This is a genomic window from Halomonas sp. SpR1 (assembly GCF_031010175.1).
Taxonomy (GTDB): Bacteria; Pseudomonadota; Gammaproteobacteria; order Pseudomonadales; family Halomonadaceae; genus Vreelandella.
The window spans coordinates 133827-147272 of sequence record NZ_JAUAMB010000007.1 but is presented as its reverse complement, the minus strand read 5'-3'; the positions used below and the strand labels follow the sequence as shown (position 1 = coordinate 147272).

Annotated in this window: 15 protein-coding genes; 11 read left to right on the top strand and 4 right to left on the bottom strand. The window is 53.9% G+C overall.

Features of this window, described 5'->3' with window-relative positions; genetic code table 11:
* Window positions 1-56: 56 nt before the first annotated feature.
* Window positions 57-1082 carry a J domain-containing protein gene (locus QT231_RS07770; RefSeq protein ID WP_308336344.1) on the bottom strand — a complete coding sequence of 342 codons (1026 nt, stop codon included), beginning with the start codon at window positions 1080-1082 and terminating at the stop codon, window positions 57-59.
* A 114-nt stretch (window positions 1083-1196) separates the two neighbouring features.
* On the opposite strand from QT231_RS07770, the gene QT231_RS07765 reads away from it, so the two are divergent.
* Window positions 1197-2627 carry a hypothetical protein gene (locus QT231_RS07765; protein ID WP_308336343.1) on the top strand — a complete coding sequence of 477 codons (1431 nt, stop codon included), beginning with the start codon at window positions 1197-1199 and terminating at the stop codon, window positions 2625-2627.
* Window positions 2628-2816: 189 nt separating this feature from the next.
* Window positions 2817-3506, top strand: coding sequence for a CBS domain-containing protein (locus QT231_RS07760; RefSeq protein ID WP_308336342.1), 690 nt, complete (start codon window positions 2817-2819; stop codon window positions 3504-3506).
* 190 nt (window positions 3507-3696) lie between these two features.
* On the opposite strand, the gene QT231_RS07755 is transcribed toward QT231_RS07760, so the two are convergent.
* Window positions 3697-4821 (bottom strand): aminotransferase class V-fold PLP-dependent enzyme, encoded by a 1125-nt coding sequence (locus QT231_RS07755; protein WP_308336341.1) that lies wholly within the window; start codon window positions 4819-4821, stop codon window positions 3697-3699.
* A gap of 232 nt (window positions 4822-5053) precedes the next feature.
* Here QT231_RS07755 and QT231_RS07750 point away from each other — a divergent pair, with 232 nt between their 5' ends.
* The 5 genes from QT231_RS07750 to QT231_RS07730 all read left to right on the top strand — a co-directional run bounded on the left by QT231_RS07750 (window position 5054) and on the right by QT231_RS07730 (window position 8700).
* Window positions 5054-5833 carry a ThuA domain-containing protein gene (locus QT231_RS07750; protein ID WP_308336340.1) on the top strand — a complete coding sequence of 260 codons (780 nt, stop codon included), beginning with the start codon at window positions 5054-5056 and terminating at the stop codon, window positions 5831-5833.
* Entirely contained in the window at window positions 5830-6879 is a 1050-nt protein-coding gene (locus tag QT231_RS07745) for a Gfo/Idh/MocA family oxidoreductase (protein ID WP_308336339.1), read from the top strand. The genes QT231_RS07750 and QT231_RS07745 overlap by 4 nt, the downstream gene beginning before the upstream one ends.
* Window positions 6880-6952: 73 nt before the next feature.
* A complete protein-coding gene (locus QT231_RS07740) occupies window positions 6953-7942 on the top strand; it encodes a LacI family DNA-binding transcriptional regulator (RefSeq protein ID WP_308336338.1) in 990 nt (329 codons plus the stop codon).
* A gap of 111 nt (window positions 7943-8053) precedes the next feature.
* Window positions 8054-8284, top strand: coding sequence for a type II toxin-antitoxin system VapB family antitoxin (gene vapB, locus QT231_RS07735; protein WP_308336337.1), 231 nt, complete (start codon window positions 8054-8056; stop codon window positions 8282-8284).
* Window positions 8281-8700, top strand: a complete 420-nt coding sequence (locus tag QT231_RS07730; protein ID WP_308336336.1) for a type II toxin-antitoxin system VapC family toxin — start codon at window positions 8281-8283, stop codon at window positions 8698-8700. Before vapB ends, QT231_RS07730 begins: the two co-directional genes overlap by 4 nt.
* 118 nt (window positions 8701-8818) lie before the next feature.
* On the opposite strand, the gene QT231_RS07725 is transcribed toward QT231_RS07730, so the two are convergent.
* Window positions 8819-9295 carry a hotdog fold domain-containing protein gene (locus tag QT231_RS07725; protein ID WP_308336335.1) on the bottom strand — a complete coding sequence of 159 codons (477 nt, stop codon included), beginning with the start codon at window positions 9293-9295 and terminating at the stop codon, window positions 8819-8821.
* A gap of 523 nt (window positions 9296-9818) precedes the next feature.
* Between QT231_RS07725 and QT231_RS07720 the strand changes: the two genes are divergently transcribed.
* The 4 genes from QT231_RS07720 (at window position 9819) to QT231_RS07705 (ending at window position 12986) form a co-directional block, all read left to right on the top strand.
* Window positions 9819-10787 (top strand): fatty acid desaturase, encoded by a 969-nt coding sequence (locus QT231_RS07720; RefSeq protein WP_308336334.1) that lies wholly within the window; start codon window positions 9819-9821, stop codon window positions 10785-10787.
* Window positions 10772-11497, top strand: a complete 726-nt coding sequence (locus QT231_RS07715) for a hypothetical protein (RefSeq protein WP_308336333.1) — start codon at window positions 10772-10774, stop codon at window positions 11495-11497. The genes QT231_RS07720 and QT231_RS07715 overlap by 16 nt, the downstream gene beginning before the upstream one ends.
* Before the next feature lie 207 nt (window positions 11498-11704).
* The gene (locus QT231_RS07710) at window positions 11705-12571 is read left to right on the top strand and encodes an alpha/beta fold hydrolase (protein ID WP_308336332.1); all 867 of its coding nucleotides are present in this window, start codon (window positions 11705-11707) and stop codon (window positions 12569-12571) included.
* Entirely contained in the window at window positions 12552-12986 is a 435-nt protein-coding gene (locus QT231_RS07705; protein WP_308336331.1) for an acyl-CoA thioesterase, read from the top strand. The genes QT231_RS07710 and QT231_RS07705 overlap by 20 nt, the downstream gene beginning before the upstream one ends.
* 29 nt (window positions 12987-13015) lie before the next feature.
* On the opposite strand, the gene cdd is transcribed toward QT231_RS07705, so the two are convergent.
* Window positions 13016-13435 carry a cytidine deaminase gene (cdd, locus tag QT231_RS07700; RefSeq protein ID WP_308336330.1) on the bottom strand — a complete coding sequence of 140 codons (420 nt, stop codon included), beginning with the start codon at window positions 13433-13435 and terminating at the stop codon, window positions 13016-13018.
* Window positions 13436-13446 lie beyond the last annotated feature (11 nt).

The following is a 13446-nucleotide window of genomic DNA, read 5'->3' as shown; positions in this document are numbered from 1 at the left end:
AGACTGGTTTCTCGTAGGGCGGAGCATAGTGCGATAAGGTATAGCGTTACATGGTCTTAGTAAGTTTGCATTAAATAATCATAGGCATTTTTGATACGCTGAAACCGCGCTGAAGCCAAGGCGACCTGTTGTTCGCTTTCTGAATAGAAGCGGTCTGGGTGGTGGAGCTGCGCCATCCGTCGATAGGCGTGGCGAACCTCTATCCGGGTGGCACCAGGGGTAAGCCCCAACACCGAAAGCGCCCGCGCGGTGCGGTCGGGCGGTGGCGGTGAAGCGCGCTGCTGCCGATTGCGGTGCTCTTGATGGTGCTGCTGACGAGAGCCTTGCTGGCGGGAGCGTTGCTGCTCGCGTTCGGCCTGTTCGCGCTGCTGTTGCTGCCTCTGTCGTGCCTGCTCTTGTTGGCGGGTCTGTTCCCGCTGGCGCTGCTGTTCCTGTTCTCGCGCTTGGCGCGCCTGCTCCTGACGTTGCTGCTTCTCCTGCTGTTTTTGCTGCTTCTGTTGGTGGCGCTGCTCTTTCTTTCGCTGCTGTTGTTCGGCCCGTGCGTTGGCCTGCTGGTGCTGCTGCTCAGCAGCCTCAGCCTCACGTGCTTTTCGGGCATGGTAATCTGGGTCGTGGGTTTGCCAGTAGGCATCGCGGCTAGGGTCTTCGGGAGGCGCAAGTGGGGTACCGGTGAGTTCCTTAAACAGAGTGCTTAGCGTTATCGGTGCAACGTTTAGCAAGTCAGCCAAAAAGCGCAAAATATAGTGGTTGGCCAGCGACAGCTCGCCGTCATCAGTGGCCACGGTAATGGCTTGATGAAGAACGCTAAGGCTACGCTCAGTGCCACACTCTTTGCGAACCACCTCGGCAGCCAGCTGGATCGCTTGGAGGTCTTGGCTATGGGCGATACTTATCACCGGGCCTAACTCATGCCCATGGCGAAACTGCGCGGTCACCTGGGCTAAGCGGCGGCGTCGCTGCCCCTCTGAGACGTGTTGGCGGTGCACCAGCACCCAGGCCAACAGCAGCAGGGTTGCCGTATCCACTTGGCTGCGGCTCTTTAATAGCAGCAGCTCAAAGGGTGAAAAACGGGCAATGGACATTTCCTAGCTCCACAGACGAATAGGTGAACAAAGGGCGGTGGCTTTGCGCAGCACCATGATCATTTTAGCCATGGTATATCATCACGTTAGGCAAAGGAGTAGGAGATTGATGAGTTGATCAACGTTGAGCGTAAAAACAGCTTTCATCTGCGCCTTACCCGGCGGCTCAAGGAAGAGACATCGCATAACCTCGACGTCTATCTTTTTGTGCCTGGCGATTTGGGATTAAGCACCCAGCTTATCTCAGAAGAAGCCTTTTATCATGCTGCCATCAATGTCTCGCGCACCTACTATAGTGATGAGTATCTCCTGCCGCTGGTGCATAGTCGACTGGCGAGCCGGAATCGGCTGGGTAGCGACTCGTACCGGTTGAGCCTGAGCCTCTACGCCTACCAATACGTGGAAGCGATGGAGCGCACTACCCGCTCAATGCTAGTGAGTGCCAATAAGCTGCGCCATGCTCGCCAAGAGGAGCGTGAAGAGAACAGTGAGGCACAAGAGAGTGCCGTTGCCCTGCGTGACCAACTGGATGAAATGATCGATCTGAGCGACGGTATTCTCAAGCGGTTGAGGCGGCATCAACCCGATGATGAAAGTCTCTATAAGTACTTTGCCAATATTGATAACTACCTCTCCTGGTTTACCGAACAGCAGTTGCTGGCGCTGGTGGCGCATATGCCCCGTGGCGGTGAGTTTACTGATATCCGCCGACGCTTTATTAGTGTCTGCCACCGGGAAGACGAGTATCGCCGCGAACAGCAGTACAACGCTGAGCGAGTGATGGCCGACCCGACGCGAATGTCGAATAAAATGCGCCTGCTGCGGCGGTTAATTGAGCACCCGATTACCCTGAAGCAAGAGGCCTTGGAGCTCGGCGGCGGCGAGCAAAAAGCGGTCAAAGCGCTTGCCACCGCCGTGGTGATGGCCTTTGTATCGTTGGGCGTACTGCAGTTGCGTAGTGCCTTGGGCGATATAACCGCGCTGTTTGTACTAGCCATGGCACTGCTCTATGCCATGCGTGAGGTGTTTAAAGATGATTTGCGCAATACCCTGTGGCGCTGGCTGCGCAAAGGCCGCCCCAAGTGGCGCCGCCAATATTTAGACCCCACTCGCAATGCCGTGGTGGGTCGCCAATTGGAGTGGTTTGACTACAAGCGCTTTGCTTCGTTGGGCGCTGATATCCAAAAGATGCGTCGCCGCACAGTCGCTCAACGTGAAGAAGTGGTGCTTCACTACCGCTCTAGCTCACGTATGTCGCCCACGCGCTTTTTAAGCGGCTACGAGCATACCCGAGAAACGCTCAATCTGGATATTTCCATGCTCACCCGGCTAATGAGTAAGGGCAAACATCATATTTACCGTCTCAAAGATGGCCAGGCAGTGCGTGAGGGGGTCGAGCGCCGTCATCTGTTCAACCTGGTGATTCGAGAGACAGGCAGCGAAGATATACCCTATCTCGCCCGTTGGAAGGTCGTTGTTAGCCGCTCGGGCATTGTCGATGTGGAGAAAGTCGAAGAGAGCAGTGGCGTGCAGGAGAATAAATAAAAAGTGAGTAGTAAATAAGCCCTCATAAACTGCGCCAGATCAACGCAGCCTTAATGCGCTCTTGGTTATAGCTGGCCAACATAGGCAAATTGCCCGCAGCGAACTAGGCTCAAAGAACAGGCAGGGTAACCTGCATCTGCGACTCAGTCTTTAAAATGCGTATTAAGGCCTGACGCAAGGAGGAGATCCATGCAAGCAATCGATATTATGACGCCCAAAGTGGTAAGCGTGGGCCCCGATACTGAAGTGCGAGAAATTGCCCAACTGCTGCTCAAGCACCGTATCAGTGCCGTTCCTGTGGTAGATAATGAGCACAAGGTGGTCGGCATTGTCAGCGAAGGCGACTTAATGCGTCGGGTAAAAGATAACAGTGACCACCGCGAGGCCTGGTGGTTATCGCTGTTTGCCGGTGGCAAGGATGCTGGCGACTATGTTAAGTCCCATGGCCGTAAAGCCCATGAAGTAATGACGGCCAACCCGCTGTCAGTAGCCGAAAACACGCCGCTGCACACCATTGCGCGCATGTTGGAAAAACACCATATCAAGCGGGTACCTGTGCTGCGTGACGGTAAGTTGGTGGGCATTGTCAGCCGCGCTAACCTGCTACAAGGGATTGCCAATGCGGCGGTGGCGCCGACCCAGTCACCTACTGATGATCGGCAAATTCGCGAGGCCATTCTCATAGAAGTTGAGAATAATACCGGCGTACAGGTCGAAGGCATTAGCGTGATAGTGGATGGCGGTGCGGTAGAGGTTTGGGGGCTGGTCGAATCCCTTGAGCAGAAGCAGGCGGTATCAGTGGCAGCGGAAAACGTGCCGGGGGTCACCAAGGTCGAAAACCACCTGGGTATGATGCCGCGGGGCGTGGGGTATATTTAGCCGCGCATCCTTACCGGTCTGATCAACCCTATGCGGGGGCGCTGTAGCCCCATCCATGGGCGATGAATTCGCCATCCCTGGTCGAATAACCCCCGCTACGGATTGATTCAGACGTAAGTAAACAGGCGTTTATGGGGGCGCGATTAATCTGCCCGCTATTAAAATAGCGGGCTGTTCCTTCCTTACACCCTTACACCACTGCCTTAATCGCCTGTTCCAAGCTGTTCACGCTGCGTTGGGTGTGGTGCAGCTTATCGAGCCCAAACAGGCCTATGCGGAAGGTTTGGAAGTTGTCGCCCTCATCGCACATTAGCGGCACACCGCCCGCCACTTGAACGCCCGCCTGGGCCAGTTTGCCCACCAAGCCGCTATCGTCGCTATAGCACACCACCACGCCGGGGGCTTCAAAGCCTTCCGCCGCAACGCTGACAAAACCATGGTGTTTAAGCATGGCACGGACTTCCCGACCAATCGTTTGCTGCTCCTCTTTTACCTTGGCAAAGCCGTAAGCACGAGTCTCCTGCATTATATCCCGTAGCTGTCGCAGCGCATCGGTAGGCATGGTGGCGTGATAAGCGTGCCCGCCATTTTCGTAGGCCTGCATAATGCTGTGCCACTTGCCCAAATCGCAGGCAAAACTGTTGCTCTGGGTCTCCTTCAAGCGCTGCGTAGCAAGCTCCGAGAGCATGACCATGGCGCAGCAGGGTGAGCCGCTCCAGCCTTTCTGCGGTGCGCTGACTACCACATCAATGCCTAGCGCCTGCATATCCACCCACAGGGTGCCCGCTGCAATGGCGTCCAGTACGAACAGACCGCCTACCTCGTGAGTCGCTTCGGCAAGCGCCTGGATATAGTCATCCGGGAGCAGTAAGCCTGCAGAGGTTTCCACCTGCGGGGCAAACACCACGGCAGGTTTATCGCTACGAATCTGTGCCACGGCCTCATCAATAGGCACCGGCTGAAAAGGCGAACGCGGGTCATCGGCATTCAGGCGCCGTGCTTTAAGTGCCCTGTGCTGATCGGTTAAACGGCCCATCTCAATAATTTGTGTCCAGCGGTAGCTGAACCAGCCGTTCCGAATGACCAGGATGTTCTGATCAACGGCAAACTGGCGCGCGACGGCTTCCATGCCAAAGGTGCCGCTACCGGGCACGATAACCGCTGCCTGGGCGTTATAGACCTCTTTCAAGGTGGCAGAAATGTCACGCATCACGCCTTGAAACTGCTGTGACATGTGATTCAGCGAGCGGTCGGTGTAGACCACTGAGTACTCAAGCAAGCCGTCGGGGTCGACGTTGGGCAGTAAACCAGCCATGGCGTTCTCCTGTTATTGGGTATGCGCTGCGTTTAAGCGCAAGATCATGGGTAAGAATACGGATAACTCTGTAGCGATGCCAATAGTGTTAGAAACAGCGTTGGACGGCGTGGTCGCGACTAAAGTTGTATTTAGGTAAACGTTTACGTAATGATCGTAAACGTTTACTTTAGCGGTTAAGCGCTACAAAGACGCTTTTTTATGCAACTATCAGCCTAGCTGAGGAGAGAAGATGACCATTAATGTCACGGTGTGGGGGGAAAACGTCCACGAACAAACCAATGAAGTCGTGGCGCGAATCTACCCAGACGGCATGCACCACTGCATCGCCGAAGGCCTCAACGAAGCGGAAGGGCTCAATGCCTCCGCCGTTACACTGCAAGACCCCGAGCAAGGGCTAAGCGAAGAGCTACTCGACAATACCGATGTGCTGCTGTGGTGGGGCCACGCGGCCCACGGCGATGTGCTGGAGGAGACCGTTGATCGCGTCCAGAAACGCGTGCTGCAGGGCATGGGGTTGATTGTGCTGCACTCCGGGCACTACGCAAAAATCTTCAAGCGCTTGATGGGTACTACCTGTTCACTCAAGTGGCGGGAAGCAGGGGAGCGCGAGCGACTATGGGTGGTGAACCCAGGGCATCCGATTGTGCAGGGGCTGGGCGACTATATCGAACTACCGCATACCGAAATGTATGGCGAGCCGTTTGCGGTGCCCAACCCTGACGAGGTGATCTTTATCAGCGCTTTTGAAGGTGGTGAGGTCTTCCGCTCTGGACTGACCTACAAGCGAGGCAACGGCAAGATTTTCTACTTCCGCCCCGGTCATGAAACCTACCCGATTTACTACGATGCCCCGGTCAAAACCGTGCTCAAGAACGCTGTGAAATGGGCCCGCCCGGAAGGCTCCCGGTGGATCGATAGCTGCCCCAATATTCCTGCTGACCAGGCGCCCAACCCGGTGGAAGTAAAAGGGGAAGGGTTGCATAAACCTGGCGAGGAGGGCTTTAAATGATCCGTTTAGCGATTATCGGCGCTGGCAGCATGGCGGGCGAGCACGCCAAGCACTTTGGCCGCATTGAGGGTGTGGAAATCGTCGCAGTGTGTGATATGGATTTGGCCAAAGCGCGCGATTTTGCTGGCCGCTATGGCATTGCCGATGTGTATGATGACCTGGAAGCCATGTTGGCGCGGGAGGATATTCAGGCCGTTAGCAACGTTACGCCGGATGGCGTTCATAAACTAACGTCTCTGGCTGCGATAGCGGCAGGTAAGCATATCCTGTGTGAAAAACCGCTGGCCACTAATGCGCAGGATGCTCGTGAGATGGCCCAAGCGGCCCAGGCTGCCAATGTCATCAACATGGTCAACTTTAGCTATCGCGATGCGCCAGCCATACAGCACGCTCGTGCACTCATTACCGCCGGGGCCATTGGGCAGGTGCGTCACGTAGACGCCAGCTACCGACAGAGCTGGCTGGTCAGCCATGCCTGGGGGCGTTGGGATCAGGATAGCCAGTGGCTTTGGCGGCTCTCGGAAGCCCACGGTAGCAAAGGCGTGCTGGGCGATGTAGGCGTCCATATTGTCGATTTTGCCAGCTTCCCGGTAGGCGATATTACCCGCGTAAACTGCGAGCTGACCTGCTTTGAGAAAGCGCCGGATAACCGCATCGGTGATTATCAGCTGGACGCCAACGATACCGCCCTAATGCGCGTGACCTTTGCCAATGGAGCCAAGGGCACTCTTCAGGCTACCCGCTGGGCGACCGGGCATCACAACTCGTTAACCCTGAGTGTACACGGCGATAAAGGCGCCATTCGGGTCGATTTAGATACCTCAAGAGACGAGGTGCAGGTATGCCTGGACGATGACGTTCACCCCGCGCGCTGGAGCACAGTGAAGGCTCCGCCCACGGCGAGTATTTATCAGCGCTTTGTGGAGAGTATGCGCAGCGGCGTCAATGACCAGCCGGATTTCGCTCGCGGTGCCGCGATTCAGGCCGTTCTCGATGCCTGCGTTGTCTCCAGCCAGGAAGATCGCAGCTTGGCCATTGCTGGTTAATCAGCGTCGCAACGTCGTGGATTTTTCGGCACACTGGACGCCTTCCAGGTGAAAATAGGGCGAGAAATAGTCGGTGAGAGAGAGTAAACAAGGCGCCCAAACGGCCACCATTCGCGAAATTGCCCGGCGGGCCGAGGTGTCGATTGCCTCGGTCAGCCGGGCGCTGAATAGCAAGCCTGGGCTAAGCGACGCCCTACGTGAAAAGATTTTGGCGATTAGCCGCGAGGTGGCCTACCAACCCAGCGCCGCTGCTCGCCAGTTAATCAGTGGCAAATCGGCGGTGGTGGGTATCTCCCTTGGTCGTCAGGATATTGAGCTGCGACCTTACTATATCTTGCTCTACCAGCACCTTACGGTGGCGCTTCATCAGCAGGGGATGGTGCCAGTGTTTTTTAATCACCAGCAGACCGCTGAGTTGCCCGAGCGTGCTGGAGCCGCCATCTTACTCGGGGAAGCGCAGGATGATGAACGCCCCGCACTACTCAAGGCTGCGGCGATTCCCTTTGTGCGCATTGGCGACGCCGGGGAGGGATTTTCCGTCGCACCAGATGATCGACAGGGGCTGTATGAAATTACCGCTTATCTAATTGGCCATGGGCGCCAGCGGCTAGCCTTTATGGGCGGTGAGCTAGAGGTTCCGCGCCCCCATAGCCGTTTGGCGGGCTACCGTCAGGCGTTAGCCGAGGCAAAGCTCAATGAGCAGTTAATCAGCTTGCCACACCGCTTTGCATCGGATTCCCTAAATAGCTATCGCTATCTGAACAGTTACTTGGACAAGACGGGCGCTCAAACACTGCCGTTTGATGCGCTGGTATGTGCCACCGACGAGCTAGCGCTGGGCTGTGTGGCCGCGCTGGAAGATCGCGGGATTGAGGTGCCGGGCCAAGTGGCAGTCACCGGTTTTGATGATCTGCCCACCCTCGCCACTGGGCTAACCACGGTACGACAGGATATCGCCGAGATTGCCGCAACGAGCATGGCATTACTGGCAGAAGCGCGGGCGGGAGAAGCGCCCCGGCATATATCGCTGCCGGTGACGCTGGTGGTGCGAGAGACAAGTTAACGCGTCGGTAGTTGCTCAGGGCCGAAGACGTTTGAGCAAGCTTGGCATATGGCTTGCATATGTCTGGCTGGGTGCTATATTGCGTAGGTAAGGCATTTGCAGGAGATTTTTATGCGCACAGTCTCTATTTTCAAAAACGGCAAAAATCAAGCCGTTCGATTACCTAACGATATGGCGTATGAGGGTATCGGAGAGCTGGAAATCACCCGTGAAGGTGACGTCATCACACTGCGGCCAGTACGCCCCTCTTGGTCGTCCTTCTCAGAGCTTCCCAAAGCGGACGACGATTTTCTGATGGAGCGCCCTAACGTCGTGAGTGACGAGGGCAGGTTCAATCTGTGACTACCTATATGTTGGATACCTGTATCTGTTCGTTCATTATGCGCGAGCGAGCGGCATCGGTGATCAGTCGCCTCGCTACTGAGGTCGAGCAGGGTAATCGAATGGTGGTATCAACAATTACTTATGCAGAAATGCGCTATGGCCAAATTGGCAAGAAGGCATCTGCTAAGCATAAGTCTCTAGTTGATGAGTTCGTGAAGCGGTTAGATGCCGTATTGCCCTGGGATAAGCAAGCCGTGGATGCGACCGTTGAGATAATGCGGGTGTTAGCTAAGGCAGGCACGCCTATTGGCTCAAACGATGCGGCTATTGCCGGGCATGCTATCGCCTCGGGTTGTACGGTGGTTACCAACAATGTGCGTGAATTTAGCCGGGTACCTGGGCTGGTTTATGAGGATTGGGTTTATCAACGCTGAGTTTGTTAAAAAAGAAAAAGCCGTTTCTGAATAAAGCGAAACGGCTTTTATGGGGGAGTGTCTAGCAGTCGCTATACGATGACACTCCCGATAATTGAGAGTGTCACTTGAGTTTCGTTTAACCCTGCTTTCGTGGGCTTACCCACATGCCAATGGAGGCTTTCATTACTGTCTCGCCATGATGATTGAGAATGGCAACAGGCACCTGGATCTCGCTGGAATCCGAACCGAACTCTGGCAATGGGCTAAGTGTTGCAATCGCGCGAACATCAGTTTCTGCCTTGCTCAGATATTCCACGCTCATGTTTTTTGGAATCCACCGGTGGCTGCCTGGGATGCTGACCTCCATCATGGTTCCCGCCGCCAACTCAGCCAAATTGCACATGGCGATTGCGTGCACGGTTCCGATATGGTTCTTCACGCGCCGACGCTTGCGCATTTGAATGACCACTTCTCCTGGCTGCATGGAGACGAACAGCGGCATGATGGAGCCAAAATATGGCGCGCGAAAACACACGATGCGGCTGAACAGCCAGCGTCGGAGTGGAGTGGTGGAAAACCTTTCCCAGAGGCGCAATACTTTATTTTTTTGCATTATCGCGAATTCCTTGTAGTCGGTTGTTTAGTCTCATTAAGTGTCTGGTCAACAGCCACGAGTGCGTCTGAGTACTTGTCGTACTCTCGTTTAATAAATATACTTTACTTTTCTGGTTTCGATAATTTAAATAGACGAAATCATTGTTAGAGCAAACGAGTGCTGTCGGGCGAAATAGGTTGTCACTGTATTCTTGACCCTTAGTTGAGCTGCTACTGCTTAGTCATATCGTTTGGCTTAAACTGCGGACTAAAGTGAATATAAGACTTGAGGAGAGCATATGAAAGAGTTCAAACATCGTTGTCTACTGGATGCCAGCTTAACATCGACTTTAGTGGATATGAATGCATTAGAACCCCTTTATCCCGATCAAAACTGAAGCTACCGCACTCGCGATCATGAAAGCTGCTTTTGCTTCAAAAGCTGTCTTGAGGCCCATCTAATGCATGCGACATTTGAATCCTCTAGTTCCCGAAAGTCACACTGGGTTCCGTCCTTTCGCAGGGGACTATTATCACTCGTAATGACACTGGTGCTTTATCTTGTAACACTTGTCTTGGCGATTGCTCTGACACTATCAACGGATCATTGGTTAAGTGTCGTATGGGCTCTTGGTGCTTGGATGTTAGTTGGTATATCGATTGTGAGGCTATTCATTATTCAGCATGATTGCGCCCACTGCTCGCTGTTTCCTGGCCGCCGCCTTAACCGCGTCATCGGCACATTACTTGGCGTGCTTTGTCTCACACCTCACGCGTATTGGCGACGAACTCATCTGGCACATCACCGTACCAGCGGTAACCTCGATTCGAGAGGCATGGGAGATATCCATACAATGACGGTAGCTGAGTATCAAGCATTGTCGGTCAAGCATAAATTATTCTATCGCCTTTACCGAAATCCCTGGGTCATTATACTGCTGGGGCCAATCTGGCAATTCGTGATTCATTTTCGCTTGCCTTGGATCGCTCCGGCAGGGAGTCGCGAGCGGGCCTCTATATATCTAACCAACACCTTCCTCGTGACACTTCTATTGGCAGCCTTTCAGTTTGAAAGCGGCATCAAATTTGTCATTGGCTATCTGGTAGCGATGCAGGTTGCTGGCAGCATTGGACTGGTACTATTTTATGTCCAGCATCAATTTGAATCGGCTTACTGGCGACCGCGTTCGGAGTGGTCCAGGAAAGAAGCTGCGCTTTGCGGTAGCTCGCATTTGGTTCTGCCGCGCTGTTTGGAATGGTTGGTGGCAGGCATCAATCTTCACCACGTGCACCACTTGGTGCCCTGGGTGCCGAACTATCGATTACGCCAATTCATGCTTCACCACTGTCTTGATCAGACCTCGATTCGACTACTGCCGTGCGAAATTCCAAGCTGCTTTCGGCTGCACTTATATAGTGAGACATCACAGCAAATGGTGCCACTGAAAGCCACACATGATATTCCCGGGCCTCCTGCGCCGGGGAGGGGGGGAACATGGCTGAACCGTTGATCAATGCAGCGTTGGTACTAGCTGGTGTGGTGACAGGTTATTTAATCAGCTCTTGGGTGGAGTCATTCTTGCATGAATACGTTTCAGATGCCTTAACGCACCGTGTGAGGAAATGGGAGCGCTATCCGCGACTGTTACGATCACTTATCAACACTTATTACAGCCATCACACTATCCACCACGTTAAAACTTACCGCAAGAGTCATGATCGGATGTTCGACTCCGCCCAGCAAGAGGAAGAGGTACGACGCCTGTTGCTTGAGAGGGGTAAACATGGCGAGACTATCATAAAGGGGGTTTTTGGTACCCGCTTGCATGGCTGGGGAGCGGTGAAATTTACGCTTCCCTCGCTTATTCCATGCGGCCTGCTGGCAATTTACAGTTCACACTGGTTTGGACTTGGCCTGCTGACTACAGTGCTGCTTCCTCCTGTCATGAGCCATTGGGTGCACCCTCATCTACATCAACCCTTTCTTCAGCGGCGGAGCCATGCACCATTGTGGCTTCGTTGGTTTTTAGGAACTCGTTACTTCCGGTGGCAGTATATTAATCACTTCTTGCATCATCGATATGGTGGCACCTCGAATTTCAACTTGGTATTAGGAGCGGATTATTTTCGTAGGAAGGTTCGCAAACCTAGCTTGAAAGATGCCAGACTACTTGCTGAACTCGGGGCTCCTGGGTTCAACCTCGAGTGTTCGGAAGTATAGATGAGACGACGAACACACCATAACACTCATGTATGTTCGGATCTTAAACCTAGACGTATACGAGTTCTCGACAACCCTCATGTACAGACTATTCTTCCCGCTCTGTTGAGCTGCGCGAAAGGTTTGTATACGCGAACCGAGCTTCTGTCCTTGCCGGATGGTGACGAATTATCGCTACACTGGAGCGGCCCAGCTGCGAGAGGAGACATGACGCGGGACACACTGATTATCTTGCCCGGCATGGAAGGTGGGCTTGATTCAACTTGCGTTCGTACTATGATGCAGGCAGCAGCTAGGTTGGGAAAGTCTGCCGTGGTGCTATCGCACCGCGGGGCGCGTAAGCCCAATCGCCTTCAGAAGTTTTATCATGCCGGACACATTGAGGATATTGCTTGGTTGGTTCAGCGTCTGACCTCTTTGGGGAGGGCAACTACGCTGTACGCAGTGGGTTTTTCTCTTGGCGGGGTTATTCTGACTCGCTTTCTTGCAGAACATTGCACAGTCCCAATTCAACGAGCAGCTACGGTTTCAATGCCCTTCTGCCTAGACGCAACAGCTGAGGTGGCCAATTGTGGTATCAATCGCTTGTATCAGCAGCGCATTCTGGCTTCCTACAAGTCGGTGGCAAAAGCAAAACAGCATTTCCCCGAATATCGGCGCCGTAACCGTTTTCTAGACCGTGTTCGCTCGATTCGGGATTTTGATCGCCTCTACACTGCGCCAATCAACGGATTCGCGAGTGTTGAGGAGTATTATGAAGCTTCTAGTGCCAAGCGCCACCTGCCGAACGTTACACATCCTTTACTGCTTCTTGCCGCTCTAGACGACCCGCTGATCCCGCGAGAAACCTTTCCTGCCTCAGCATCTCTGCGACATAATCTTACCGCTCGTTTTTCTACGACTGGAGGCCATTTAGGCTTCTACCAAGTGCGTGAAGGCAAGTTCTGGCCGAGCTGGCTTGATAACGTGAGTGATTTTTTATGGGGACAACACAGTGAATCTATATTTTCGAATGATCTGGCTACTACTGACTGCGAAACGTCGACGCGGTTTGATGCGCCTGAATGCCCTTGAAAATACCCTTGAGGGGATTGTTTTACCCAATGATATCGACGTGAATGGCCATATGAACAATGGCCGATTCATGACGGTCTGCGATCTTAACCGCATTGACTTGTTCATTCGCACAGGCTTGGCTCGAATCATGCTTCGGCGAAAATGGATGCCCATAATCTCTTATCATGACATGAGCTACTATAAGTCACTCAAGCTTGGTCAGCGTTATCGTTGCAATATGAGTATGGAACACTGGGACGAGAAGTATTTTTACATGCGGCACAGGTTTACCAACCCCAGCGGTGCCACGGTTGCTGAGGGAGTTTCACGTGCGGTGATTCGTGGTAAAGACGGCGTTATTCCACCCGAAGAAGTGGTGGCTGCTGTGGAAGCGTATCAACAGTTGTCCACGGAAAAGCCGTCAGCTAAATAAAGCGAAACGGCTTCTTGGGTGTAGAAAGATTAACGCGGCGGCAGCTGCTCTGGCCCAAAGGCGTCAGGGAGCAGGGCTTCCATGGTGTAGGTTTTCAGCAGTTTACCGCTGCCGGAGAGCACCTTGATCTGTGTCTCGGGCGTGGCGAACTCGCGGATGCGCTGGCGGCAGTCCCCGCAGGGTGTGCACAGGTGATCGCCAGGGCCCATCACGTAGACGGTGGCCAGTTGACGCTGCCCAGCAGTGATCATCGCGGAGATGGCCGATGCCTCGGCGCACAGGCCTTTGTAGTGCGCTACTTCCACATTAGTGCCCGCGAACTGCTGGCCATCAGGGCTTACCATCACTGAGGCCACCGGGTGTGCCGAGTAGGGCGCATAGGCGTTAGCCCGAGCGCTTAACAACTTCTCAACGATATCTGCTGATACTTCATCCGTTTGTTGACTCATCACACTTCCTC

Excerpts from the sequence above, each read along its gene's own strand:
- QT231_RS07770 (WP_308336344.1), bottom strand. The coding sequence starts at position 1,082 with ATGTCCATTGCCCGTTTTTCACCCTTTGAGCTGCTGCTATTAAAGAGC.
- QT231_RS07760 (WP_308336342.1), top strand. The coding sequence starts at position 2,817 with ATGCAAGCAATCGATATTATGACGCCCAAAGTGGTAAGCGTGGGCCCC.
- QT231_RS07755 (WP_308336341.1), bottom strand. The coding sequence starts at position 4,821 with ATGGCTGGTTTACTGCCCAACGTCGACCCCGACGGCTTGCTTGAGTAC.
- QT231_RS07750 (WP_308336340.1), top strand. The coding sequence starts at position 5,054 with ATGACCATTAATGTCACGGTGTGGGGGGAAAACGTCCACGAACAAACC.
- QT231_RS07745 (WP_308336339.1), top strand. The coding sequence starts at position 5,830 with ATGATCCGTTTAGCGATTATCGGCGCTGGCAGCATGGCGGGCGAGCAC.
- vapB (WP_308336337.1), top strand. The coding sequence starts at position 8,054 with ATGCGCACAGTCTCTATTTTCAAAAACGGCAAAAATCAAGCCGTTCGA.
- QT231_RS07725 (WP_308336335.1), bottom strand. The coding sequence starts at position 9,295 with ATGCAAAAAAATAAAGTATTGCGCCTCTGGGAAAGGTTTTCCACCACT.
- QT231_RS07720 (WP_308336334.1), top strand. The coding sequence starts at position 9,819 with ATGACACTGGTGCTTTATCTTGTAACACTTGTCTTGGCGATTGCTCTG.
- QT231_RS07715 (WP_308336333.1), top strand. The coding sequence starts at position 10,772 with ATGGCTGAACCGTTGATCAATGCAGCGTTGGTACTAGCTGGTGTGGTG.
- QT231_RS07710 (WP_308336332.1), top strand. The coding sequence starts at position 11,705 with ATGACGCGGGACACACTGATTATCTTGCCCGGCATGGAAGGTGGGCTT.
- QT231_RS07705 (WP_308336331.1), top strand. The coding sequence starts at position 12,552 with ATGCGCCTGAATGCCCTTGAAAATACCCTTGAGGGGATTGTTTTACCC.
- cdd (WP_308336330.1), bottom strand. The coding sequence starts at position 13,435 with ATGAGTCAACAAACGGATGAAGTATCAGCAGATATCGTTGAGAAGTTG.